This is a genomic window from Mycoplasmopsis fermentans PG18 (genome assembly GCF_000209735.1).
Lineage (GTDB): Bacteria > Bacillota_I > Bacilli_A > Mycoplasmatales > Metamycoplasmataceae > Mycoplasmopsis > Mycoplasmopsis fermentans.
The window spans coordinates 383,405-406,866 of record NC_021002.1 but is presented as its reverse complement, the minus strand read 5'-3'; the positions used below and the strand labels follow the sequence as shown (position 1 = coordinate 406,866).

The window sequence follows — 23,462 nt, the reverse complement described above, 5'->3', positions numbered from 1 at the left end:
ATAAAAGTAATTTGTTTTTTTACTAATTATTATTAAGATCTAAAAGTATGCTTTTGGCATTTAATTTGTTTTGTTCATTAATTGATTCTAGTTCTTTATTTCTAAAGAATCTAATCGCTTTTAAAACTTTAATTCGAGCATCAATGTTTTGGTTTTCTTTGATTTTAAAATCTAAGAATTCAATGAAATATTTAGTGTCAAAATTAACTTGCATTAATGCATAATAATTGTAATTATTTAATTCAACTAAAACTGCATAAATACCTTGTCTTAGCGGAATTAAAAGTTCATGTTTTTTTAATTCAATTTTATTTTCAATAGTTGAAAATTTAGCACTAAAACTATAAGGAAACATGTTGATAGTGTTAAGTAAATCAATGTCTCCAAATTCAATTAATTCTTTTAAATATGAAGTTGAAATCTTTTGTTTGTTTTTTAATCTCACAACTTCTTGAGCAAAAACTTTATCTTTATTGTAATGATTTTCTAAGAATTGAACATTGCCTGAACGTTTAAAGCCAAATTTAAATTCTTCACCAATTACAAAAGAATAATCATCTTGATTTGCTATTAATTTATCAATAAAATCTTGGGCACTTAAATGACTAATTTGACTATAAAACAGGCTTATAGCAAAATTTATTTTTAAATTTGCAAACTCTTGAACGCGGTTTTTTGCATCTGAAAAAATTAAGTTTTTTGTTTTAGATAAATTCTCAATATCTTCAAAATAAACTAAAACAATGTCTCTTTCTTTTTCACTTTCTTTTGCTAATTCACGAGCTTTTTCTAAAAGTTTATAATGACCTAAATGGAATGATTCAAAAGAGCCTATTATGAAAATAGGTTTTTGAAATTTAGGAATATTATCAAATGTATAAACTTTTAAAGACATATTTCAATTATAAATTAAATTATTTAATTAAGTCTAATTCTTTTAGTTTAAAGTAAGCTCCATCAGATGTTGGATCAAGAGCTACATCATTAGCCACAGCTTTTAAGTATTCACTTGCTTTTTCCATAGTAACACCATAAGCTGCATCTCGAATCATTTCATAGTCATTTGAACTGTCGCCAAAAGCAATTAAATTCTTTTTAGAATCTAGTTTTAAATATTTAGCTAATCAATCTAAAGTGTGTGATTTGGTTATTCCTTTAGGACTAACAAAAACACCAGTTGCTCATTGTGAATTAACTTCTAAATCCATGTTGTATTTTTCAATTAATTCTTTTGCTTTTTTAGCACAATCATTTGTGCTTTTAATGTCTTTAGCTGTAATAGTTATGACATGAAGGTGGTCTTTTTCCACAGCATCATAATCAACTGGTTTCATTTTGGCTTGATGAGGTGATAAGAATCATGTATTAATATTCATTTTTGGTGAATATCAACCATAATTACGATCCATTATCGTGAATCCTTCACAGGTAATATATTTGTTAAAGAATTCATAAAGAATTTTGAAGTCTTCAAATTTAATTGTGCGTTCAAAAATTAAATCTTTGTGTTTGCAGTCATAAACAAAAGCACCATTAGCGCCAATAAAATAATCAAGGTTAGAAGCTTTGTTCATTAATTTACCAATAGTAACAAATTCCCTAGCTGTGGCTAGAGCTGATTTAATGTTTGATTCTTCTAGTTTTTTAAACATTAATTCAATATTATTGCTGAATTCTGGTTGAGCATAAGGTAAAATTGTGCCATCAATATCGAAAGCAGCTAATTTAATATTTTCTTTTAATTCTTCTTTTTTCATAATTACTCCTCTAATCGGTTGCCAAATAATTTAACAACTTTTAAATTGTTATTTTTTAATTCTAAAATTCCTAATATTAGGTTTTGATCTTTTGTTTTATTAATTAATAAATATTTATTGTCTTTTAATTTTTTGTTAGCGTTAATAACTTGACCTTTTTTAAGAGATTCAATTTCACTATCTGTTGCATTATAAAAGTCAAGATCAAATAAGTTATTTATTTCAATTTGCTCATATTCATTTTTGGTATTACTTAAAGCTAGTTTGCCTATTTTAATTCTTTCTAATTCTGACATGTAGGAATAAGTATTGAATGCTATTCCAACATCATTTGCTAAGGAACGAATATATGTTCCAAAAGAAACTTCTAACTCAATAGTTAACTCTTGTTTTTGATAATCAAAATTTAAAATTTTTGAGTTAAAAACTTCTATTTTTTGAGTGTTTAACTCAACCTTTTGGCCATTTCTAGCTAAATTATAACTACGAACACCATTTATCTTTTTTGCACTATAAATAGGAGGTATTTGGCTTTTTTGATTTAAAAATCATTTGTTGATTTTTTCTAAATCTTCTTCCTTAATTTTGACTTCTGAAGTGTTAGTAATTTCACCTTCAGAATCATATGTAGAAGTATGTTTACCAAAAATTATTTTACTGATATATGTTTTACTTTTATGGCTAATATAAGGTATTAATTTTGTGTCATCTTCACTAGCACATAACAATAAGCCAGAGGCTAAGGGATCAAGTGTTCCGCTGTGTCCTATTTTTTTAATATTCATTTTTTTAGCAAATGTTTTTATACAAGAAAATGATGAAATTCCTTTTGTTTTTTTAATTAAATAAAACATATTTCTCCTTATTGGTGTGCCTTATAATTTTATAAAAAAATTATAAAAATAAAAGCATTTTTTATAAGAAGGCAAATAAAAAACAGGCTTTAGCCTGTCTCTTTTTAAGCTGTAAAATCATTAATACCTTGGAATAATTGTTCTTCTGATCCAGATAAAACTCAGTAGCTATTATCTGCACGTTTTTTGATACAAAGTTGACGTTTAGTTTCAAGTTTAATTCAAAGTCATGTACAAATAAAGATTGAGCTATATGAACCAACAACAAGTCCAAATATCATAACAATATTGAATGATAAATCAGTAGCATTACCAAACATTAATAAAACAAGAATTGATACTACAGTGGTTAATGTTGTGTATAAACTACGTTTGAATGTATCTTTAATTGCGTTGTTTGCAATTTCTTTAATTAATGCTTTTGATAAGAAAACACCATGATATTGAGTATTAATTGTTTCTTTAATTCTTTCAAAAACAATAATAGTATCGTTTATTGAAAAGGCTGTAATTGATAATAATGCAGCAATCATAATTGGTGAAAGTTGCAATCTAGCTACAACAATAAATGCTATTGACATTAAAACATCATGTAATAAGCCAAATACTGCTGCAATTGAATAAGTTCATTTAAATCTAATAAAGGTATATACAATAACAACAAGGAATGCTCCAGCTATAGCAATCATTGAGTATTTAAGTAAGTCAAAAGCACGCGAAGTTGAAATTGCATATGCTATAAATCTAGGTTTGTTTCCTGAAGAAACGAATGTTGCAACATCACTTTCAATTTTACTTAAAACATTACTTAAGTCTTGAGAAGTTTCAATTTGAAGTTTGAAGTTCCCATTGCCTAAATCCATAGGCACTATTTGGAATGTAATTTTATTCGGATCAATTCCTCATTTATTCATATGAGCCATAAATTTGTTTTGAATGTCCAAAATATCACTATTAACATAAGCACTATTAGCACTTTCAATAGAAATTCTAACTCCGCCACCAAATTCCATAGATCTGTTGAATCCTGCTCAGAAATCTTTATTAATTCCAGCAAATACTGCAAAAACAATAATTCCTGCAACAATAAATATTAATGAACCAATTCCAAATCATTTTGAATTTTTAACAAAATCAAATTTGTTAAATTTATTTTCTTTTTTAGGGGCTAATATTTTCTTTTGTCTAATTCCAAGAAGTCACAGTTTTTTGTCGAATGCGCCTGTATTTACTAGCAATACACTTAAACCTCTAGTAAATATAAGCATAACAATTAAGATGAATGTAACTGAGAATACAAGTGAAATACTGAAGCCTTTAATAGTTGAAGTACCAAAGAAGAATAGAACAAATGAAATCAATAAAGTTAAGATATTTGCATCTAAAATTGAACCTAATGTCCTATGATTTGCATTCTTCATAGCCTTCTTCAGCCTATCACCTGCATAAACCTCATTTTTGAGCCGTTCGAAGGTAATAATATTTGAGTCGACACTAATTCCAATACCAATAATTAAAGCAGCAATTGTTACTGGTGAATATTCTCCACGTAAAACTGTGAACAATAATAAAGTTAAGAACATATATAAAGCAATTGATATTGTACTTAAAGCACCAAGTAATCCATAGTTAACAATCATAAAGACTGCAATAATACTAAAGACAACTGCTCCAGCTAACAATGCACTTCTAAATGAATTTGAGGTTTTGCTTGCTTCAATATAGTTAGAAGATAAAATTTTTAAATCGTAGTTTGCTGAACCAAAATTAATGTTAGCTGCTGTTTTTTTTGCTTGAGCTTCATTAAATCTACCTGAAATGAAAAATTGAGTACCTTTCAATGGTTCCCTAAGACCAGCTTCACTTAATAAGTAGTTTGTTCCTTTAAACTCATATTCTTTTAAAGCGTTTGGTTTTCCTTTATCATTTAACGCTTTATTACCAATATGAACAAAATTATATGGATTTTCTCCCGCTTCTTTTCAATCTGATGCATATTCAGTTTTTGCAAATTTAACTAAAGCATCTAGATTAAGTCACATCAATATTTTTCTTTTTTTTGGATCTTTATTATTTTTGGTAATATATTCAGTAGCCTTGTATCATTCGTCAGCGGCAGCGTTATTTCTTAAAGAAACATCTATACCATAATAGCCACTTCGACCTTTTTCACTTGGTGGAATAAATTTAAATTTTGCTCCATTTTCCTTAAGAGGTGGAATGTAATCTTCAATTCTTGAATAATCTATTTTTTCTCTAGATTCATTAAATTTTCCTCTAACAAATAAAGGAATCATATCGCCATCAGTAAGAATTAAATTTGGTTTTGAAGAAACAATTTTTTCTAATTCTTCTTTTTCTTTTGAACTTAATTTACCATTTTGAGTAATTTTTAAAATCCCATCACCTTCAACATTAACAGTAGTTCCATTAAATGCAATACCACCAGTTAAACGGTCATCCATAGTGTTAGCAATATTCTTGGCATATTTATCGTTAACTTTTTTGCCATTTTTTTGTGCTTGAACTAAGATTTCAACACCTCCACCATATTCAATTGACAAGTTTGGCTTCTTAGAAATATAGAAAAGACTTCCACAAACGATAGCAATGATTGTGGAAATTAATGTAATACTTAAAACAACTCATCTTTTTCAGTTGCTTCAACTAAAGATTTTTCTCATGAAAGGCTTAAGTTTATATCACATAACTTTTCAATTATATATCAAATATAAATTTTAATATTAATAAAATAAAATTAATTCACTAATAATGGATATCTAACTTATTTTTTAGCAAATAATCTATTCCTTTTGTTGTAATTTTTCGTCCTCTTGGCCCTTTGGCAATTAATTTTAAATAAAGCAAGAGTGGTTCTAATTCATAAATTAAAATATCTCGATCAATATTTAAAACACCAGCAATTGAATCTATTGCAGCAAATTTATTTTCAAATGTTTCGTTTAAAACTTTTAAATATTCAATGTGTTCTCGGCCTAAACCAAGATCATATAATTCTAGATGTTTAAATGTTGAGTAAGTTGTCTTTTTAGTTATTTCATCTTCTTTATTTTGAATTGAAAAATCTAATATTCTTTTTAATAAATGATTAGCAACTCTTGGTGTCCCTTTGGAATATTTTGCAATCAAAGGAATGACTCCTCTTTCACTTTTGATATTTAACACCATTTCACTGTTTTCTAATATTTTTGCTATTTCTTTTTCATTATATTGACTAAGTCTGGCGATAAAACCAAAACGATCTTTAAGTGGCTGAGTTAATAAGTTAATTTTAGTAGTTGCGCCAATTAAAGTAAAAGGTTTAAGATTCATTCTCATAACCTTACTATTTCCCTCAGGCCCTATAATTATGTCGATTTTGTAATCTTCCATAGCATTATAAATAATTTCTTCAACATTTTTATTCATGCTATGAATTTCATCTATAAAGATGATATCATTTTCTTTAACATTAGCAAAAACAGTTAAAATATCACTTTTCTTTTCTAAAAGAGCACCTTGTAAATAATGTATTTTGGTATCTAATTCATTAGCCAAAATACTAGCTAAAGAAGTTTTTCCTGTCCCTGGTGGACCATAAAAAAGAATATGATCAAGAGGCTCCTTTCGATACCTTGAACCCTCGATCATTGTCTTTAATGTATAGATTAATTTTTCTTGGCCAACAAATTCAAAAAAATTAGCTGGTCTAAGCATTAAGCTGTTCATTTTGAGCACCACTTTGAGAAATAAATTTAATTGCTTCTTCAATCATTGATTCAACATCTTGATTTAATTCAACTTTAGTTAATGCTGAATCAATTTGAGCTGCTTTAAAGCCTAACATTTTTAATGTTTCTTTAGCTTCACTTAATAAATTTGAATTTTTAACTTGTTTTTGTGCATCTTGAGTATTAGTTATTTTAGCTCATTTGTCTTGTAATTCGCCAACTACAATTCGAGCAATTCTTGGATTAATATAAGGAATTTCAATTAGGTGATCTACTTTACCTAAAGCAATTAAAGATGCAACTTTTTCTCATCCTTGGTTAAGGATGTTAAAAGCAACTCTTGGTCCAATTCCATTTAAATTAATTAAGTCCATAAATAATAAGCGTTCTTTGAAATCTTTAAATCCATATAAAGATCAAGTGTAATCGTTTCTTATTTCATATAGATACAACTTCATTTTTTGTTTAGCTTCAACTCTAGCATGATCTGGAAAGATTATTGAATAACCTACTCCTTGACTTTCAAAAATTAAATTTTGATTATTTTTATAAACAATTTCTCCGATTCGATATAAAACCATTTAATCTCCTTTCAAAATAACCTTTTTAATAGAAAATAAAAAACTTTATCTCTGGAAAAATTTGGTATTTTTGATCTCTTTTTCCTGAATTTTTCCAGTTTTTAGCATTTTTATAAACAAAAAAGATAAGTTAATAAAAAGGAGCAAAATGAAAAATAAGATAATTAATTTTAAAATGTTTGAAAATGCAGCAATTAGACACAACTTGAAAATTTTGCAAGTTGATTATTTTGAAAAAAATATAACAATTGATATTTTTTGTGGCAACAATTCTTATATTAAATGAAATATTAGTCCAGACAATAATATCAATTTCTATTTAATTGGAAGTCGTAAAGTTTTTGAAAGAGAGAATATAAGAAATTATTTAAAAGATATGGCTGAATTAATAAAAAAACACCAACCATTCAAAGTTGATGTTATTAAAAAGTTAAGTGCTAAAGCATTTGGTGCGCGGGGAGGGACTTGAACCCTCATGCCGTAAAGCACTAGAGCCTAAATCTAGCGTGTCTGCCAATTTCACCACTCGCGCAACTTTTTCTAGCTTTTTGGAAGGAATTGCACCTGCAAAAGTCATCTAAATAAAAAAAGAAAACTTTTCTAACTATAGCAAAGCATATAAATGGTGCCGTCTATAGGACTCGAACCTACGACCTACTGATTACAAGTCAGTTGCTCTACCAACTGAGCTAAGACGGCATGGTGGAGAATAAGGGGCTCGAACCCATGACCTCCGCCTTGTAAGGGCGATGCTCTCCCAACTGAGCTAATTCTCCAAAATGGTAGTCTGTACGGGAATCGAACCCGTGCATGCATGGATGAAAACCATGTGTGTTAACCGCTTCACCAACAGACCAAATGGCGCCGATTACAAGGATTGAACTTGTGACCAACTGGTTAACAGCCAGCTGCTCTACCGCTGAGCTAAATCGGCATTTGTTAAGTTATGCCTTATTATTATATATTAAAAAGTTTTTTTGTAAATAAAAATTTTAAATATTTTTTTAGCAATTTTTAAGCTTATAAATTAAGAAAAAAAGAAATATTTTAATTTTTATTTTTTTAATTCAAAAATACAAAAAACACTATAAAACAGGTTTTTTGGTAAAAAAATTATTTTAAAAAGAGATTTTTTATGTGGTTTATATATTATTTAATATTAAATTTTAATAAATAATTCAAAATATTATAAGAATGAAATATTAGGTTTTTTAAATGATTTGGAGGAAGAATGATCAATTATTTATTAAAAAGAGAAAATATTAAAATGAATAAAGATGAAATTGAGGCAATGATAAATAATACTGTTAGAGATTTAAAAATTGACAGAACTAAAATTGATTCAATGTCTTTATTAGAAAAATCTTTTGATTATAAATGCAAAAAAATATATAACTTAATTTCAAATGAAATTTTAAAAAGTGATGCTTTAGCCTATATTGCTAGTCCAGCAATTAGAAAAGATATTATTTCAAATAACACTATTAGTGCGGAAATTGTGGTTGCTTATTATCCTTTTGAAGAGCTTAAAAAAATTAACTATAAAAATACTCCAGTAAATTATATTTACAACTTTTTTGATGAAAATTCAATTGGTGCAATTTTTGAAAATACAATTAAAAATTACACATTTAAAAATTCAGTAAATGATTTTATTAAACAAAACGACTTAGTTAAGTTAAACATTAAATTATTTCAAAATAATATCTTAATGAAAGATGATAAAAATGTTCTTATAATAGCTAACCACACAAACAACTTTACTATTAATAATTCAATTCTTAATCATAGATATGGTGAAATTTTTAGCATCAATGATCCTTTAGGTAGAAAATGAGAAATGCAAGTAATTGAAATCAAAAGGACTGTTTCGATGCCACTAACCAATCAAAATATTTATTTTCTTAAAATACCTTATGTTACAAATCTAATTACTTTAAAAAACTTTTTCTTTTCAATGACTAAAAAACAAAATGCCATTAAAGAAGTTATGAGATATTTTGACAGCTTAATTAGTGAATTAGAAAATACTAATACAATTATTATTCCTGATGAATTTATAAATAGCAAAATATCAGATTATACTCATCAATATTTAGAAAAAGTAAATCCAAATAATCGAGCAGCTATTGAAAAAAGTATTCAAGAAAAAGATCAATATGGTAAACAAATAATAGATAATGCGATTAATAGTGCTAGAAGAGAAATTGTTGAAGACATTGTTAAAAAATTAGTTTACACATTAGAAAAAATAAAAGTCCATGACACAGAAGTAAATCAAGAATTAAATCTAAGCGAAAATATTTTATTTCAATCAAACAACTATTACAATAGAAATGAAAACAAAAATGTTAACACTGTAAAAGAAGATTTAATTAATATAAAAATAGCTTTAAAACTTTTACAACTAAATGCACCTCAATTATTTTTAGTAATTGCTAGAGATGCAGCTATTGCAGTATAGTTTGTAGCTTTTTTTATTAACTTTAAATTTAAAATTTATTTTAATTTATAATTGAAATAATTATTATGCTTTAGGAGGAAAAATGATAGAAGTAAATAATCTAAGTAAAATTTTTAGCGACAAAAAATTATTTGAAAATGTTAATTTAAAATTTACAGCTGGAAATACATATGGAATAATTGGAGCCAATGGAGCTGGCAAAAGTACATTTTTAAAAATTTTAGCTGGTGAAATAGAAGCTACCGGCGGCCAAATAATAATTGAAAAAAGCCGAAGACTTAGTGTTTTAAGCCAAGATCATAATGCTTATGACAATATGAATGTAACCGATGTTGTAGTTATGGGAAATACTGATTTATATAAAATCAAACAAGAAAAAGATGCTATTTATGCAAATCCTGAAGCAACAATGGAAGACTATACAAGGGCAGGAGAATTAGAAGAAAAATTCGGCGAATTAGGTGGTTGAACTGCTGAAAATGATGCTCAAGAATTATTGTCAGGTTTACAAATTCCAAAAAATAAATGAGAATCAAAAATGTCAGAATTAACTGCTAATCAAAAAATTAAAGTTTTATTAGCCAAAGCATTATTTGGTAATCCTGATATTTTAATCATGGACGAACCTACTAACAATCTTGACTTGCGTGCAATTAAATGATTAGAGAACTTTTTAGCAGATTATCAAAATGTTGTTATAGTAGTTAGCCACGACAGTGACTTTTTAGATAACATATGCACTCACATAGTTGACATTGATTACAATGAAGCAAAAATTTATACAGGTAATTACACTTTTTGAAAAGAAAGTAGTGAGTTAGCTAGAGAATTAATGAAACAATCAAATGCTAAAAAAGAAGTACAAATTGAAAAACTTAAAGCATTTATTGCTCGTTTTAGCGCCAACGCTTCTAAAAGTAAACAAGCAACCAGTAGAAAAAAATCTTTAGAAAAAATTACTCTTGATGAAATTAAACCTTCTAATCGTAAATATCCTTATATTAATTGAGACATTAACCGTGAACCTGGTAAAGACATTCTAACTGTTGAAGGTTTGACTTATGTTGATGAAAAAGGAAATACACTATTCCAAAATGTTTCATTCACTTTAGCTCGTGGTGAAAAAATGGTTTTAATTGGTGAAGATGATATTGCTAAAACTAGATTTTTAGAATGCTTAATTGGTAAGATAAAACCAACAAAAGGCACTATAAAATGGGGCCAAACAATAAAACACACTTATTATCCAAATGAAAATAAAGAATATTTTAAAGAAGATATAACAATTCTAGAATGAATTGCTAAATGACCTCCATACAACTCAACTGAAGAAACCAAAGATGTTAGTGATCAAAGAATGAGAGGCTTCTTAGGAAGAATGTTATTTTCAAATGATTCAGTATTTAAAAATGTTAAAGTAACTTCAGGTGGAGAAAAAGCGAGATTGATGTTTTCAAGAATGATGCTTTTAGAATCTAACTTCTTGATTCTAGATCAACCTTTAGATCACCTTGATGCTGAAAGCATTGACAGTGTCATTGCAGGATTAAAAGCTTATAAGGGTGGTGTTATTGTAACAACATATAATAGAGCTTTAGTTAACCAAGTAGCTAATGTTATTGTTGAAATTGCTCCTGATAAAAGTTTTATTTATCATGGAACACTAGATGAATATGAAAAAATCATGAACTATTAAATATAATAAATAAAGAAAAGAGGAAAAATGATTAAATATGTTTTAGAAACCAAAACCATTGAATTTAAAGACAAAGAATGAAAACAAATTCAAAATAATTTTTTAATGGAAAGCATTAAAGAAGGCAAGAAAATTTCACCTGACCAATTAATTGAAGAAGCTTTTAAATCAGATACAAATAAAATAGTTGAATCAATGGGTAAAGAATTAAAAGAAAAATATCTAAATTGTTTAGCTTTTTCGCCTATTGTTGTTGTCGAAGATATTACTAAAGATAAAGCTAAAGCTGTTGTTACAATTGTAATTTATCCAAAAGCTGAATTCGATAAAATTGACATAAATATTAAACCAGATGGTAAATATGAAATGGTGACAAAAGGTGCTATTGATGAAATTTACAAAAAATTTGTTGATGATTATCCTTTACTTAAAGAAGTTGAAGACCAATCAAAAGAAAATGATTATGTTAGATATAATATTTCAGTTTCTAAAGACAAAAAAGAAATATTGTCACGTAAAGATTTAGATAAAAAAATTGTAAAAGATGAAAATCCTAACTCAATTAATAGTCAATTAATGAATCGTAAAGTTAATGAATCATTTTCAGTAAATACACCAGAAAATGAAAACATTAAAATTACAGTTACTAAAGTTTTTCGTCCAATTAAAACTAAATTAACAAATGACAACATAAAAGAAATCAAAATTGAAGGCATTAATACTCTTGATGATCTTTATAATCAATTGTCAATGAATTTGAAAAATGAAATGGCTTCAAGTTATTTATTAGATTACATGAAAAAAGCAATTGAAACAGTTGGAAATAAATATGGTTTTGATTTACCACCTATTTTATTAGATACACAAGTAAATGATTTTATTAAAAGTAAATTAGCAATGTTACCTCCAGATAAAGCTAATCTATTAAGAAATGCAATAGAAAATAAACAAAAAGATGGTTATGAAATTTTTGATTTAGCAAAAACAAATGTTCGTAATTCTCTTTTAGACGCAATTATTGAATTTACTTTTTCATTGTTAATTAAAAACAAAATTACAGAAAAAGAAGCAGAAGAATTTTACAAATCAATTAAAGAAAAAACTTTAATTTCAACTGGCTCAAATGAATTAACAAAAGCTCAATCTGATGTTATTTTAGCTAAACAAAAAGCAGCTCTTAACTTGCTTTATCTTAATGATAAAGAAAGTTATGAAGCTGTTTCAAAAGATTTAGAATTAACTATTTAATTTAAACTGCCTTAGGCAGTTTTTTTATCGCAATCATTCATTACTTTGAGCATCAATAATATGACTAGCTACACCTTTGCCTTTTCCAAAGTTATAAACATTTTTAACTTCTGGAAAAACTTTATGAGCATCTTTAATATCAATCGGTTCTTGAGTTGAGACGTTAGCACTTGTTACATACATAGGTCCATTTTTTTCTAAAAATTCTAATAATTTTTTGTTATTTGGCATTCTGAAACCTTGGTTATTAGTAATAATAGAATAAGCTCCAGGTCAATATTTTAAGGCTAAATCATTTGCTTCTTTAGTTCATTCTTTAAAACTTTGAGCTTGTTTTAATGAGGCAACTAAAATCATTATTTTTTTACTTTTAGGTCTTTTTTTAAGATAATAAAGAGCATCTAAGGTTTCTTGGCAAATAGGTCCGCCAATGCCTGTTACTGTGTCTGTTGTGCAAATAAATATTTTTTCAAAATTCATAGTGTTTCAATTATATAACTTATTTTTTAAGTGAATAAGTAAAATAAAATCACCTAGTTAGGTGATTAAATTAATATTTATAAATAATTAAATTATTTAACTAAACGAACACGATCTTTTGAATAAGGAATAAGTGCCATAAAACGAGCTCTTTTGATTGCATTTGCAATTTTTCTTTGATCTTTTGCACATGCACCAGTAGCTGAGTGAGGTTTAATTTGACCTGTTGCTGTAATAAATTTGCTTAAGAATTCAACATCTTTGTAATCAACATAAGTTAATTTTTGATCACAAGTTTCACATCTACGACGTCTAAAGTTATTTTTCTTTTTGTTATTAAATACCATGATTCTCCTTACTAATTTTCATCAACATCAATTGAAAATGTATGATAGCTATCTTCATTTTCATCTTCGCCATCAAGTAAAAATCCACCAAATTGGTTTTCATTTTGTTTTGAATTATTTTTAGTTTGGCTTGATGCTGCTTTTTTAGTTGTATTTTGATTTTTAGATTGTTGATAATTTGCTTGATTAAATGAAGGAGTTGTTGCTGAATATTCTCCACTTTTGCCTGTTCTTTGTTCTCTTACTGAACGAGGTTCAAGTAATGAAATATTGTCAACTGTAACTTCATATGATCAAACTGTTCCATTTTGTCCTTCATATTGTGATGAAGTAAATGAACCTTCAATTGAAACAAGAGCTCCTTTTGAAGCATAGTTATTTAAAAATTCTGCTGAATTTCTTCATGCAACAATAGGAATAAAATCAGTAATTTTGTCATTTGAAGAACGACGATTTACTGCTATAGAAGTTCTAGCATATGAAATGCCACTATTTGTTCTGTACATTCTTATATCATTTGAAATACGACCTACAAGTAATACTTTGTTCATGCTTTCTCCTTACGAGAAGTTAATTAACTATTCAACTTTTTTAGCTTTACTTTGACGTGGTTTAACTTCTTTTTCTTGTGATTCTTTTTTAGCTGATCTAGGTTTTTTAGCAGCTTTTTCTTCAGCTACTTTTTCACCAGCTTCAGCTGATTTATTTGATTTTTTGAATTCTTTCTTTTCTTCATATTTTGCTCTATGGCTTTCTTTTTTAACTTTCCCATATCCTCTTTCAGAATCTAAGTTAATTGCTAAATGTCTTCAAATATCTTTTGAGATATTAACACGACGAGTTAATTCAGCAATTAAGTGACTTTCAGCTTCAATTTCAAAAAGTAAGTATTGAGCTTTTAATGATCCTTTGATTGGATATGCTAAGTCAGTTCTTTCAAGCTTTTCAGCTTTTTTAACATTTGATTTTTTGAAAATACTTTCAACTAAGTCAATGCTCTTCTTGGCATCTGCCTTAGGATCAAGTATCATCATAATTTCATATTTGTGCATTCTTTCTCCTTTTGGACTTCAGGGTCTTAAGTGACCAAGGAGTATTATTATCCTAATAAAATACTCTGTTATATTATATATATAATTTAATTACTAGCTAGTAAAAAAATAACTATTTTTCAATAAAAAGAATTATGTTAAATAAATTATATTTAAAAATATAAATTCGTAAATTTGAAGTTTTGACTAAAAGCACTATAAAATAGGCAAATTAAGTTAAATGCTCAATAGTGAAATTTTTGTGTAAATAAATTTTTAAATATTTTTGACTCTAATATTAATACTTTAATATTAAATATAATAAGGCAAAAAAATAGCTAAAAAAATGATAACAAGATTGCAAGATTGTGATAAATTAAAGTTATGAATAATTTAGTTATAGTGGAATCTCCAAACAAAGTTGAGACAATTAAAAAATATTTAGGAAGCGATTATGATGTGATTGCTTCTGTTGGTCATATCGCTATTATGAGTACTAGGAAAGGCGAACAAGGTTTAGGAATTGATTTAGAAAATTGAGAGCCTTTTTACTCATTAGACAATAGTAAAAAAAATGTTATTAAAAACCTTAAAGAAGCCATAGCAAAAGCCGATGTTATTTATATTGCAACTGACCCTGATAGAGAAGGAGAAGCAATTGGAGATCACATAGTTAACTTTTTAATTGAAAAAGATCGTAATAAAAATAAGAAAAAATACTACCGTATTAAATACAATGAAATAACAAAAGAAGCTATTCAAAAAGCAATTCAAAATCCAACAGAACTAGATCAAAATTTAATTAATTCACAAAAAGCAAGAAGAATGCTTGATAGAATTATTGGTTTCAAATTAAGCCAATTAATGCAAAAGAAAATTTCAAATAGTCCTCGTACTCCAAGTGCAGGACGTGTACAATCAATTGCTCTTAAATTAGTAGTTGATCGTGAAGATGAAATTAATGCATTTGTGCCTCGTGGTTATCACAAAGTTGAAGCTAAATTAAATGAAACATTAAGTGCTTCTATTTATATAGATAAACATCCAGCAGCAGAAAAAAACTGAGTTTATCCTGAAGAATTAGAAAAAGTTAAAGAACAAATTAGCATTGAACCAATTAATGTTTTAGAAGTAGAAGATATTAAAGAAGCAAGAAAAACTTTAGCTAAATATACGCCACTTAAACAAGCAGTTTTATATAAGAAAAGTCCGCTAACTTCTAAACAAACTCAAATTGCAGCTCAAAAACTTTATGAAGGTTATGGTGATGGTGGTTTGATTAGTTATCCTAGAACTGATAGTACTAGATTGAGTCAACATTTCTTAAATATTGCTAGAAGTTATATTAAAAATAAATTCGGTGAAGAATATATTCTTCAAGAAATCAAAGGCTTTGCAGGCGATCAAGATGCCCATGAAGCTATTAGACCAACTGATATAAACTTACTGCCTGAAGTTGCTAAAGCTAAATTTAATTTAGATAATAGTGAATACATTGTTTATAAGCTAATTTATGAACACACACTTATGTCTTTAATTAATCCACCAATTAAAGCTAATAAAACTTATACCTTTAAAAAAAATAAGTTAACTTTTAAAGCTAATGTAAGTAAAACCATATTCCCAGGTTACTATCTTGTTAAAAATGAAAATGAAGATATTGAAGATCCTAATTATCAAATACAACAAAAAGTGGATGTTTTAGAATATCAAATAACAAATCATGAAACTAAACCACCAGCTCGTTACACTGAAGGTTCATTAATTGAAGCTTTAGATAATATTAAAGTTGGACGTCCTTCAACTTTTGCAACTACTGTTGCAGTAAACTTGGAAAGAAAATATTTTGAAAATATTGATAAAAGTTTACATCATACAGAATTTGGCCGTTTAGTTTTAAGTAAATTATTAGATGGTTTTCCAGATATTATTAATGAAGGCTATACAGCTGAAGTTGAAGAACAATTAGACTTAATTGCTTCAAATAAAACTACTGTTCAACCTATTATGTATGATTTTTGAAAACGTTTTAATAAGACTTATGAAAATGCAACTGAAACATTAGAATTAATTGCTATTGCACTTGAATATTTAAATGAAAAATGTCCAGATGATGGCGGTGAATTAATTGTTCGTAATAATAAAAGAAATGATACAAAATTTGTTGGTTGTGCTAACTTCCCTAAATGTCACTATGCTCGTAGTGTTGAAGGAGAAGAAAACAAAAGACCAAAAAGAAGATGATTCTTTAAAAAGAAAAAATAAAATATTTGCTCACTAACTAGGGCAAATATTTTATTTTGCTTGCAAATTATTACAATTATTATTTTTCATCTTTAGCATTTGTCATTGAACGCATAACAGCTTTAATTTGTGATTCTGAAGCTTTTCTTCCCATTTGTAAGAACATAGCTCTAATCATTTTTTCAGTAATAGGAGGGTTTTCTTTAATTTGTTTTTCGAACATTTTCTTTGAAACGATAAAAGCAATAAAACCACCCATTAAAAAGAATAAGATTGCCATACCAATAACTAATCCGATTCATGAACCTGTACCCATATTAACCTCCTCATTTTTGTGATAACTTATTTAATATTATAAAGTAAAAGTTATTTAACACAAATATTAATGATATTTAATTTCTTGATCGTAAACTTTAGGATTAATTGCTTTAACTGTTTCAACAATTAAATCACCAGCTGCCATCAAGTCTTCTATGTCACAAACTCCAATTGGAGAATGAAGATATCTTTGAGCTAAAGAGATAGTTAAAGTGGCTGCTCCACCTTTAGCATATTGAAGCGCACTAGCATCAGTACCGCCACCCATAGCAACAAATTTGTAGTGTTTGATTTTTTCTTTTCTGCCTATTTTACACATTAATTCAACTAGTCTTGGATTAGCCATCATAGCTCCATCCATGATTCTAATGGCTGCGCCTTTACCTAGTGCGGTAGTACCCGCAATAGTACCAATAGTATCATGAGTGCTGGTTGTATCTAGTGCTATTGCAATTTGAGGATCAATAACAGTAACTGAGGTTTTAGCACCTCTAGTACCTACTTCTTCTTGAACTGTTCCAACTAAATATAAATCAACTGCTAAGTCTAAATCTTTTAATTGATGAGCTATATATTCTAGTGTTGTAACTCCAGCTCTATTGTCCATAGCTTTAGCTCCAACTAAGTTTTCATTGTCAAAATTGATTGTTTCACCCGACATTAAAACACGATCACCAATTTGAACATTTTTCTTTAATGCCTCTTCTTTGTTTTTAAAGCCAAAATCAGCATAAATTTCTTTATTTGTTACCGCTCTATTTCTAGCTTCTGCTTCCATAATGTGAACTGAAGTGTGTCCGAAAAGTCCGCTATATCTTTTATTGTCACTAGTAATTAAAGTTGCTTTAGTGCCTATTGCGACATTTGCTCAAATTCCACCAACTGAGCTTAAAAGAATTTGTCCATCTTCATGAATTTGACGTACTAAATAACCAACTTCATCCATATGAGCAGCTATCATAAATTTAGGAGCATCTTTAACTTTTGATTTTTTATGCAAAATTAAAGATCCAAAATTGTCATAGTTAACTTCAAAGTTTTTTGAATTTATATTTTTCACTAATGCATGAGCTACATTTTCTTCATATCTGCTCAATCCTTCCGTTTCGCAGTATTCAATTAATCTCTTTTTAAATTCTTTTTTATTCATAATATCTTCTTTCTATTTTTATTTATAAGGCATGTAACCTTGATGCATATATTCAATTAATGCTTGCTTGAATTTTTTGTTTGTAAATTTAGAATCTTTTTTGTCTTTGTAATAAATGTAAGTTAGAACATGATCACTACCATATCTAGAGTCATTTAAACTGTTTGAGCGACTATGAAGAGTTCCAGTTCAATAATTTACTGTTGTCATACCACTTAAGTAATAATCAAGAGGGTCAAAACTATTATTAAATCCTATTAAACTTTTATCACCATATTTTGCCAATAAGGCTGTTTTATAGTCTTTTACGTTATCTTTGAATGCTTTGACAAAACCATCCATTAAGTAAGCTTCAGCTGTCAAACTTGTTCCATTTCAAAACAATCCACTTGGTGTGTTTGAATACAATACTGAAGCTAAAAAGCTATAAAATCTTCATAAAGCTTGGAAGCCTGTATTAGTTTTTCTTAATGTATTATGATCACTATAATTTTGTTCACTTGCTTGTTTAAAGAATTCTTTAACAAGAGGTGAAGCAATAGCTGAAACTAAATCACCAACTTTACCTTTAAGAATATCGATAATTCCGCTTGCTCCAATACCAACTTCAAATTTAGATGTTCCTTTATCAGAATTAAACATCACTTTGAATAATCCTTCTGTATCATTTTTAGGAGTTGAACTAAATGCTAAGTTAAGAAAATCTGAAAATTCTTTTTGAGGTACTTTAGCAAGTAAATCTCTAATTAAAGGTATTTGGTCAAATATTTTTGATAATCTAACTTTGCCACCTTCGCTAATAAACTTAAGTGCTCCTTCTTTTGCAGCATCTCTTAAGTTATCAATTAATTTTTCAAAGCCATAGGTATTAATTCTCTTCAATCTTTCAAAAATGCTATCTACAATATCATCTAAAATATTTGTTTTAAGTAATCCAATACCAAATGAACGAATGAATTTTTGAATAATAATGTCATCATTTTCACTATTAGTTCAGTGTTCTTTTCTTCAACCATTAGCTATAAGTTTACCAATTGTAAAAGCTACTTCTTCATTCTTTTCAAATAATTCAGTTATGTATTGTTTAATTGTTCCTTTAATTATTAATGCGCTTGGTGAACTCATGAATTTGCTTATAGCTTCAAGTCATGAATTTAATTGAGCATATTCTAAGTTTTTGTCTAAAAGCTCTTTAACAAAGACATCTATTATAGTTTTTAAGTTTTGCGACTGAATAACTTGAGTTAAGAAATCACGTGCTTTTGTTTCACTTAGGCCCATATCTTTAATAGGTTTAATTAAATTAAAGTCATCGATAAATTTGTTAACTAAATTAATTTTTGAAGTGATACCTGCGATAACTTTGTTGATATCATCTCTAATTGATTCTTTGTGTTTATTAACAATATTATTTTTAAGAATTGTAGCCACAAATGAGTATTCTTTTAATTTAAGTCCATTGACTAAAATCGGTTCAATATTTTTAATAATTTCATTAAAGTTATTGTATTTTTTGAAGCTGTCAACCATTGAGTTAGCTAAGTTAGGCAATATTTTTAAATCAACAAAGAATGTATGCAAGTTTGCTAATAAATCATCAACTAAAGCTTTATTACCTGGGCTCTTAGGATCAATTCCATAAGGAGCAACATTTTCTTCAAATAGACCTCTTAATAATTTATGAAGAGCTTCATTTTTCAAGAATTCTTTTAGAACATCTTCTAAGTTTTTAGCTAAACGATCAGCACGATCTTGAGGCATTACATAAATTTTAAGAATGTCAATTAAGCTATTTGCATTTTGATATGAATCAATATCGCTAAATAATGAATCAAGAATGTTATCTATAATTCTTTGAAGACCTTCAGTGCGTTGGAATAAGTCAATAAACATATTGTTAAAGTCATTTTCATCAATGTGTTTATCAATTATTTTGTGTGCTTTTTCAGATAAGCTTTTAAATAGTTTTTTACCTAATGCTATATCTTCACTGACATAAACAAGAATATTTTTAACAAATTTTCTTAAAAATGCTTGATGCTTATTCATTGTTTTTTTAGTAATTGCAATTTTAATTAATTTAACTGTATTCTTTTCTCAATCATTCTTGTTAAATAATTTATTTTTAATACATTTAGCAAATTCGCTCATGACTTTTTTAAAGTCAATTGCTTTACCGGTTGCTTTTAATTCATTAAATATTTTGGTTAAGACATCTTTTATAAATCTAAATTCTTCATCTAAAGAAGGAATAATTGTTAAGAAGTCACCAATAAAGTTTTCCATTTCTTGTTGATCAATATCTTTAACTAAATTTCTTTCTTTAGATAATGCTTCATAAATTAATGAAGTTAGTATTCCTTTGATTGAACTTTGTTGTGAAACATCAAGAATAAATTTTGAAGCCTTAAGAACAATATAGTCAACACTTCCTTTATTAGCAAGTCATGATTTAATAATGTTATTTGCATCTTTTAATTTTTCAATTGTTATTGCATCGCCAAAAATACCTTTTACTAAAAAATCTTGCAAGATGTCTTTAAATTCGTTGTTATCTAGAACAAAACTTACTATATCAGCTACATCTCGGTCATTAAGATTTTTAGCTTCTTGAGCTGGTATTTTTGCCATTGCTTTTTTGAATAAGTCTTTAGCTTCAGGAAACTCAAATACCTTCTTAATTAAAGGTGAAATATAGTCATAAGCTGAAGTATTTACAAAGTTTTTAAAGATAACTTTTATAGCATCAAAAAAATTTGTTACATCCATCAATTGTGTTTGATTTGTTTTTAATAAATCACTCACAAGTTGTGAGATTAAATTGCTCAATTCTTCTGTTTTAAAGACCTTTTCGAATAAACTAGTAAGATTTTCTTTTGAGATATATTCTGATATTTTTGCTTGATTTTTGTCATAAAATAGATCAACAATTCTCTTAGCAAATGAGTTTTTAGTATTTAAGTAATTGAAGATATTTTTGATTAATTGTGAAATTGTTGATCGATTTTTGTATAGGTTAGATTTAGCAACAATTTTAATAATATTAAATGTTGATTCTTGTCAATTGTCTTTGTCAAATAATGTTTTAATTTCAGTTAATGTATTTTTAATTACATTATCAAATTTAAATTCTTTAATATTGGTTGTAGTTAACTCATTTAAAAGGCTGTTGACAAATTTCGTCACTAGCCCTAAAGCATTATTAATTTCACCACCAAGTGATAATGATTCATAAATTAAATTGGTTAAATTATTTTCATCTATATCTTTAAATAATTCTGGATATTGTTTAATTATTTTACTTGCAAGACGCGAAACAATTTGTTTAAATTCGTTTTGACTTAATAAGTCATTAACAATTGATTCAATGAATTTTTTAATGGTGTTTTGGTTATTTTTATTACTAATAAATACATTAAATAATTCATTGATGCTTTTACATTTTGCATATTCTGGAGCACTGTTAATTAATTCAACAACTAAATCACCAACAGCTGATTTAATTGATTTAGTATTTAAAACCAATTTCAATAAACTTGCTAAATCATTTTGTGAAATATATTTGCTGATATTTTCGTTGTAGAATGATTTAACTAATTTAAGCATGTCTTCATATTTAACTTCATATGCAACAATATTTGAAAAGATTTCTTCTAAAATGGTTTTTAATTCATCTTTTTGAGTTGTAATTACTGAACTTGAACAAAAACTTGTAATAAATTCAATAATTCTTTCTTCTTTTAAAGTTTGTGTTTTAATTGCTTCTAAAAGGTATTTAAATTGATAGTCTTTAGCTCCTGGTAAATTATCTTGATCTCAGTCTTGTTCAAATAATTGTTTTTGAACATCATATAAAAATTTAGCCATAAATTGACCATTAAAGAATCAGTCACGTAAAGATTTTTGGTTTGCATAGTCATCACGATGCATGAATTTTTCTAGTTTTCTATTTGGATCAATAGTTTCATAAATTTTTGATTTAAACATTGAGTTAATTAAATCAACAAATAAGAAATCAGCTAAACCATTATTGTTTAAAACTCTATTAATATAATTGCCTTCATTTAATTGATTTTCATAAGCTAAGAAGAAACTATCTTTTTCTTTTAAGTAACCATCATAATTATTTTTGAAAATAGTTTTGATTTTTTCAAATGGATTTTTAACTTCGATTTGGTATTCAAAAGAATCTTGGTCGCTTTGTAAGTATTTATTATCTCATTCAATTTTATTTTCATGGTATTTATTAATATCACGAGATGGATTAATTAATTTAACAAATACTTCCATGGCCATTTTTTTGTAGCCAAAACTTGAAGGGTGTATATCAAAAATATTTGGAGTTAATAACTTCAAATTTTGTTTTCAAAAGCTACTTTGATATGGATTTATGTAATATGTTTTTTGACTAATTGCAGTATATTTAAGCTTTTTATTTAATAAATCTAAAATAGTTTGACCAATACTTAAAGCATTATTTGTATCGCCTTTGTTAATCACTTTATCAATTAAATCCATTATAAAAGTTAATGGTAAAGGATAAGCAATGAAATTAATATTAACTTTATCATTTAGACTTTTAATAGTTTGAATAAATTGTTTTTGACGATTTTCAAGTTGTTCAAAAAGTGTTCTAAAAACTTGATCAAAATGTGAAACTAACATATTGTAGTCCAAATTTTTGTTTTTAATTTGCTTAATTAAATCCAAAATTGGCATGTTACTTACCATTTTAAATAATAAATCCTTTAAGAAATCATTAGCACCTAAAGTAACTGTTATTAAGTTTGCATTTTTAATTTTAGCAATTAAATCATTTTTAATATTTACTAAATCAGTTCCAAAATATTTGTTTAATTCTGCCAAATCTTTTGGGTCTAAAGGTTTATTTGGATCATAATTTAAAAGTAAATTTCATTGTTTAAAGGTTGTTCCAGAAACTGCTTTATTATCAAAACTTTCTAATTTTTTGTCTGCTAATTGTTGGAAAAATGAAGCTAAATAAGTTGGGAATGATAAACCTTCAATTTTTGAATTAACTAATTGTCCTGGATAATCTTTATCAAGTTGAGCATTAAATCCAGCTGAAATTGAGTCGCCTAAAGCTAAATATTTTATGCTATTTTCTTTAGTAATTGCATTTGCAGATTTAGGTCGATTTTTTAAAACTAATGTAGGTTTAGGGTTTTTGGTTGGAACGTTATTGCCAGGTAAATTTGGAATATTAGGGTCATTGTAATTTTTATGGTCATCATTGAAAGATTGTTTACCACGAGGAATTGTTTTGTCTTTTGTTGGTAAGAAACTAAGCCCAGTTGCTAGAGCAATTGTGCCAACTAAAGTGGTTGATAAAATAATCAAAGTTTGTTTTAGTTTAATTTTCATAAATGACTCCTAATTAAATTTAAGATACTTAAATTTATTTATAAGTAATAAATATACCTTATTATACTAAAAAAATAATAAAAGCGAAACAGGCCACGCCTGTTTCGCGTATTATTCATAATATAAATATAATATTAAAAGGAGGATAAAAAATGTATACCCGATAATAATATTAA

At 27.0% G+C, this 23,462-nt stretch carries 18 protein-coding genes and 5 tRNA genes; 5 read left to right on the top strand and 18 right to left on the bottom strand.

The window, feature by feature from the left end:
• Positions 1 to 22: 22 nt before the first annotated feature.
• The 6 genes from MBIO_RS01890 to ruvA all read right to left on the bottom strand — a co-directional run bounded on the left by MBIO_RS01890 (position 23) and on the right by ruvA (position 6,923).
• Positions 23 to 895: an FAD synthase gene (locus MBIO_RS01890; protein WP_013354548.1), complete on the bottom strand. Its 873-nt coding sequence runs from the start codon at positions 893 to 895 to the stop codon at positions 23 to 25.
• A 19-nt stretch (positions 896 to 914) separates the two neighbouring features.
• On the bottom strand, positions 915 to 1,757 hold the full coding sequence (locus MBIO_RS01885; protein WP_013354547.1) for a YcsE-related riboflavin metabolism phosphatase: 843 nt from the start codon (positions 1,755 to 1,757) through the stop codon (positions 915 to 917).
• A gap of 2 nt (positions 1,758 to 1,759) precedes the next feature.
• The gene (gene truB, locus MBIO_RS01880) at positions 1,760 to 2,611 is read right to left on the bottom strand and encodes a tRNA pseudouridine(55) synthase TruB (protein WP_013526785.1); all 852 of its coding nucleotides are present in this window, start codon (positions 2,609 to 2,611) and stop codon (positions 1,760 to 1,762) included.
• A gap of 104 nt (positions 2,612 to 2,715) precedes the next feature.
• Positions 2,716 to 5,319 carry a protein translocase subunit SecDF gene (gene secDF / locus MBIO_RS01875; RefSeq protein ID WP_013354545.1) on the bottom strand — a complete coding sequence of 868 codons (2,604 nt, stop codon included), beginning with the start codon at positions 5,317 to 5,319 and terminating at the stop codon, positions 2,716 to 2,718.
• A 58-nt stretch (positions 5,320 to 5,377) separates the two neighbouring features.
• On the bottom strand, positions 5,378 to 6,340 hold the full coding sequence (ruvB, locus tag MBIO_RS01870) for a Holliday junction branch migration DNA helicase RuvB (protein WP_013526784.1): 963 nt from the start codon (positions 6,338 to 6,340) through the stop codon (positions 5,378 to 5,380).
• Entirely contained in the window at positions 6,321 to 6,923 is a 603-nt protein-coding gene (ruvA, locus tag MBIO_RS01865) for a Holliday junction branch migration protein RuvA (RefSeq protein WP_013354521.1), read from the bottom strand. The genes ruvB and ruvA overlap by 20 nt, the downstream gene beginning before the upstream one ends.
• Before the next feature lie 148 nt (positions 6,924 to 7,071).
• Here ruvA and MBIO_RS04655 point away from each other — a divergent pair, with 148 nt between their 5' ends.
• A complete protein-coding gene (locus MBIO_RS04655) occupies positions 7,072 to 7,407 on the top strand; it encodes a hypothetical protein (RefSeq protein ID WP_081439129.1) in 336 nt (111 codons plus the stop codon).
• Here MBIO_RS04655 and MBIO_RS01860 read toward each other — a convergent pair.
• The 5 genes from MBIO_RS01860 to MBIO_RS01840 form a co-directional block, all read right to left on the bottom strand.
• Positions 7,371 to 7,455, bottom strand: a tRNA-Leu gene (locus MBIO_RS01860). The genes MBIO_RS04655 and MBIO_RS01860 overlap by 37 nt on opposite strands.
• Positions 7,456 to 7,546: 91 nt before the next feature.
• A tRNA-Thr gene (locus MBIO_RS01855) sits at positions 7,547 to 7,622 on the bottom strand.
• 1 nt (position 7,623) lies between these two features.
• Positions 7,624 to 7,699 (bottom strand) — tRNA-Val (locus MBIO_RS01850).
• Between the two features lie 4 nt (positions 7,700 to 7,703).
• Positions 7,704 to 7,779, bottom strand: a tRNA-Glu gene (locus MBIO_RS01845).
• A gap of 3 nt (positions 7,780 to 7,782) precedes the next feature.
• A tRNA-Asn gene (locus MBIO_RS01840) sits at positions 7,783 to 7,857 on the bottom strand.
• Positions 7,858 to 8,154: 297 nt separating this feature from the next.
• Here MBIO_RS01840 and MBIO_RS01835 point away from each other — a divergent pair.
• The 3 genes from MBIO_RS01835 to MBIO_RS01825 all read left to right on the top strand — a co-directional run bounded on the left by MBIO_RS01835 (position 8,155) and on the right by MBIO_RS01825 (position 12,331).
• Positions 8,155 to 9,387, top strand: coding sequence for a trigger factor-related chaperone (locus MBIO_RS01835; RefSeq protein ID WP_013526783.1), 1,233 nt, complete (start codon positions 8,155 to 8,157; stop codon positions 9,385 to 9,387).
• Positions 9,388 to 9,469: 82 nt separating this feature from the next.
• Positions 9,470 to 11,083, top strand: coding sequence for an ABC-F family ATP-binding cassette domain-containing protein (locus MBIO_RS01830; protein WP_013526782.1), 1,614 nt, complete (start codon positions 9,470 to 9,472; stop codon positions 11,081 to 11,083).
• 27 nt (positions 11,084 to 11,110) lie between these two features.
• Positions 11,111 to 12,331, top strand: a complete 1,221-nt coding sequence (locus MBIO_RS01825) for a trigger factor-related chaperone (RefSeq protein WP_041594207.1) — start codon at positions 11,111 to 11,113, stop codon at positions 12,329 to 12,331.
• A gap of 24 nt (positions 12,332 to 12,355) precedes the next feature.
• Here the strand turns inward: MBIO_RS01825 and MBIO_RS01820 are convergent, their stop codons facing one another.
• From MBIO_RS01820 to rpsF, 4 genes are all read right to left on the bottom strand, one after another.
• Positions 12,356 to 12,811 (bottom strand): Sua5/YciO/YrdC/YwlC family protein, encoded by a 456-nt coding sequence (locus tag MBIO_RS01820; protein WP_013354517.1) that lies wholly within the window; start codon positions 12,809 to 12,811, stop codon positions 12,356 to 12,358.
• A gap of 92 nt (positions 12,812 to 12,903) precedes the next feature.
• Positions 12,904 to 13,161 (bottom strand): 30S ribosomal protein S18, encoded by a 258-nt coding sequence (gene rpsR, locus MBIO_RS01815; RefSeq protein ID WP_408634331.1) that lies wholly within the window; start codon positions 13,159 to 13,161, stop codon positions 12,904 to 12,906.
• An 8-nt stretch (positions 13,162 to 13,169) separates the two neighbouring features.
• A complete protein-coding gene (locus MBIO_RS01810; protein WP_013354515.1) occupies positions 13,170 to 13,709 on the bottom strand; it encodes a single-stranded DNA-binding protein in 540 nt (179 codons plus the stop codon).
• Between the two features lie 27 nt (positions 13,710 to 13,736).
• Positions 13,737 to 14,210, bottom strand: coding sequence for a 30S ribosomal protein S6 (rpsF, locus tag MBIO_RS01805; RefSeq protein WP_013354514.1), 474 nt, complete (start codon positions 14,208 to 14,210; stop codon positions 13,737 to 13,739).
• A 363-nt stretch (positions 14,211 to 14,573) separates the two neighbouring features.
• On the opposite strand from rpsF, the gene topA reads away from it, so the two are divergent.
• Positions 14,574 to 16,454, top strand: coding sequence for a type I DNA topoisomerase (gene topA, locus MBIO_RS01800; protein WP_041594206.1), 1,881 nt, complete (start codon positions 14,574 to 14,576; stop codon positions 16,452 to 16,454).
• 58 nt (positions 16,455 to 16,512) lie between these two features.
• Here topA and MBIO_RS01795 read toward each other — a convergent pair whose 3' ends face one another.
• From MBIO_RS01795 to MBIO_RS01785, 3 genes are all read right to left on the bottom strand, one after another.
• Positions 16,513 to 16,749, bottom strand: a complete 237-nt coding sequence (locus MBIO_RS01795) for a YneF family protein (RefSeq protein WP_013354512.1) — start codon at positions 16,747 to 16,749, stop codon at positions 16,513 to 16,515.
• Positions 16,750 to 16,815: 66 nt separating this feature from the next.
• Positions 16,816 to 17,901, bottom strand: a complete 1,086-nt coding sequence (locus MBIO_RS01790) for a zinc-binding metallopeptidase family protein (protein ID WP_013354511.1) — start codon at positions 17,899 to 17,901, stop codon at positions 16,816 to 16,818.
• Between the two features lie 18 nt (positions 17,902 to 17,919).
• The gene (locus MBIO_RS01785; protein WP_015510876.1) at positions 17,920 to 23,286 is read right to left on the bottom strand and encodes an SGNH/GDSL hydrolase family protein; all 5,367 of its coding nucleotides are present in this window, start codon (positions 23,284 to 23,286) and stop codon (positions 17,920 to 17,922) included.
• Positions 23,287 to 23,462 lie beyond the last annotated feature (176 nt).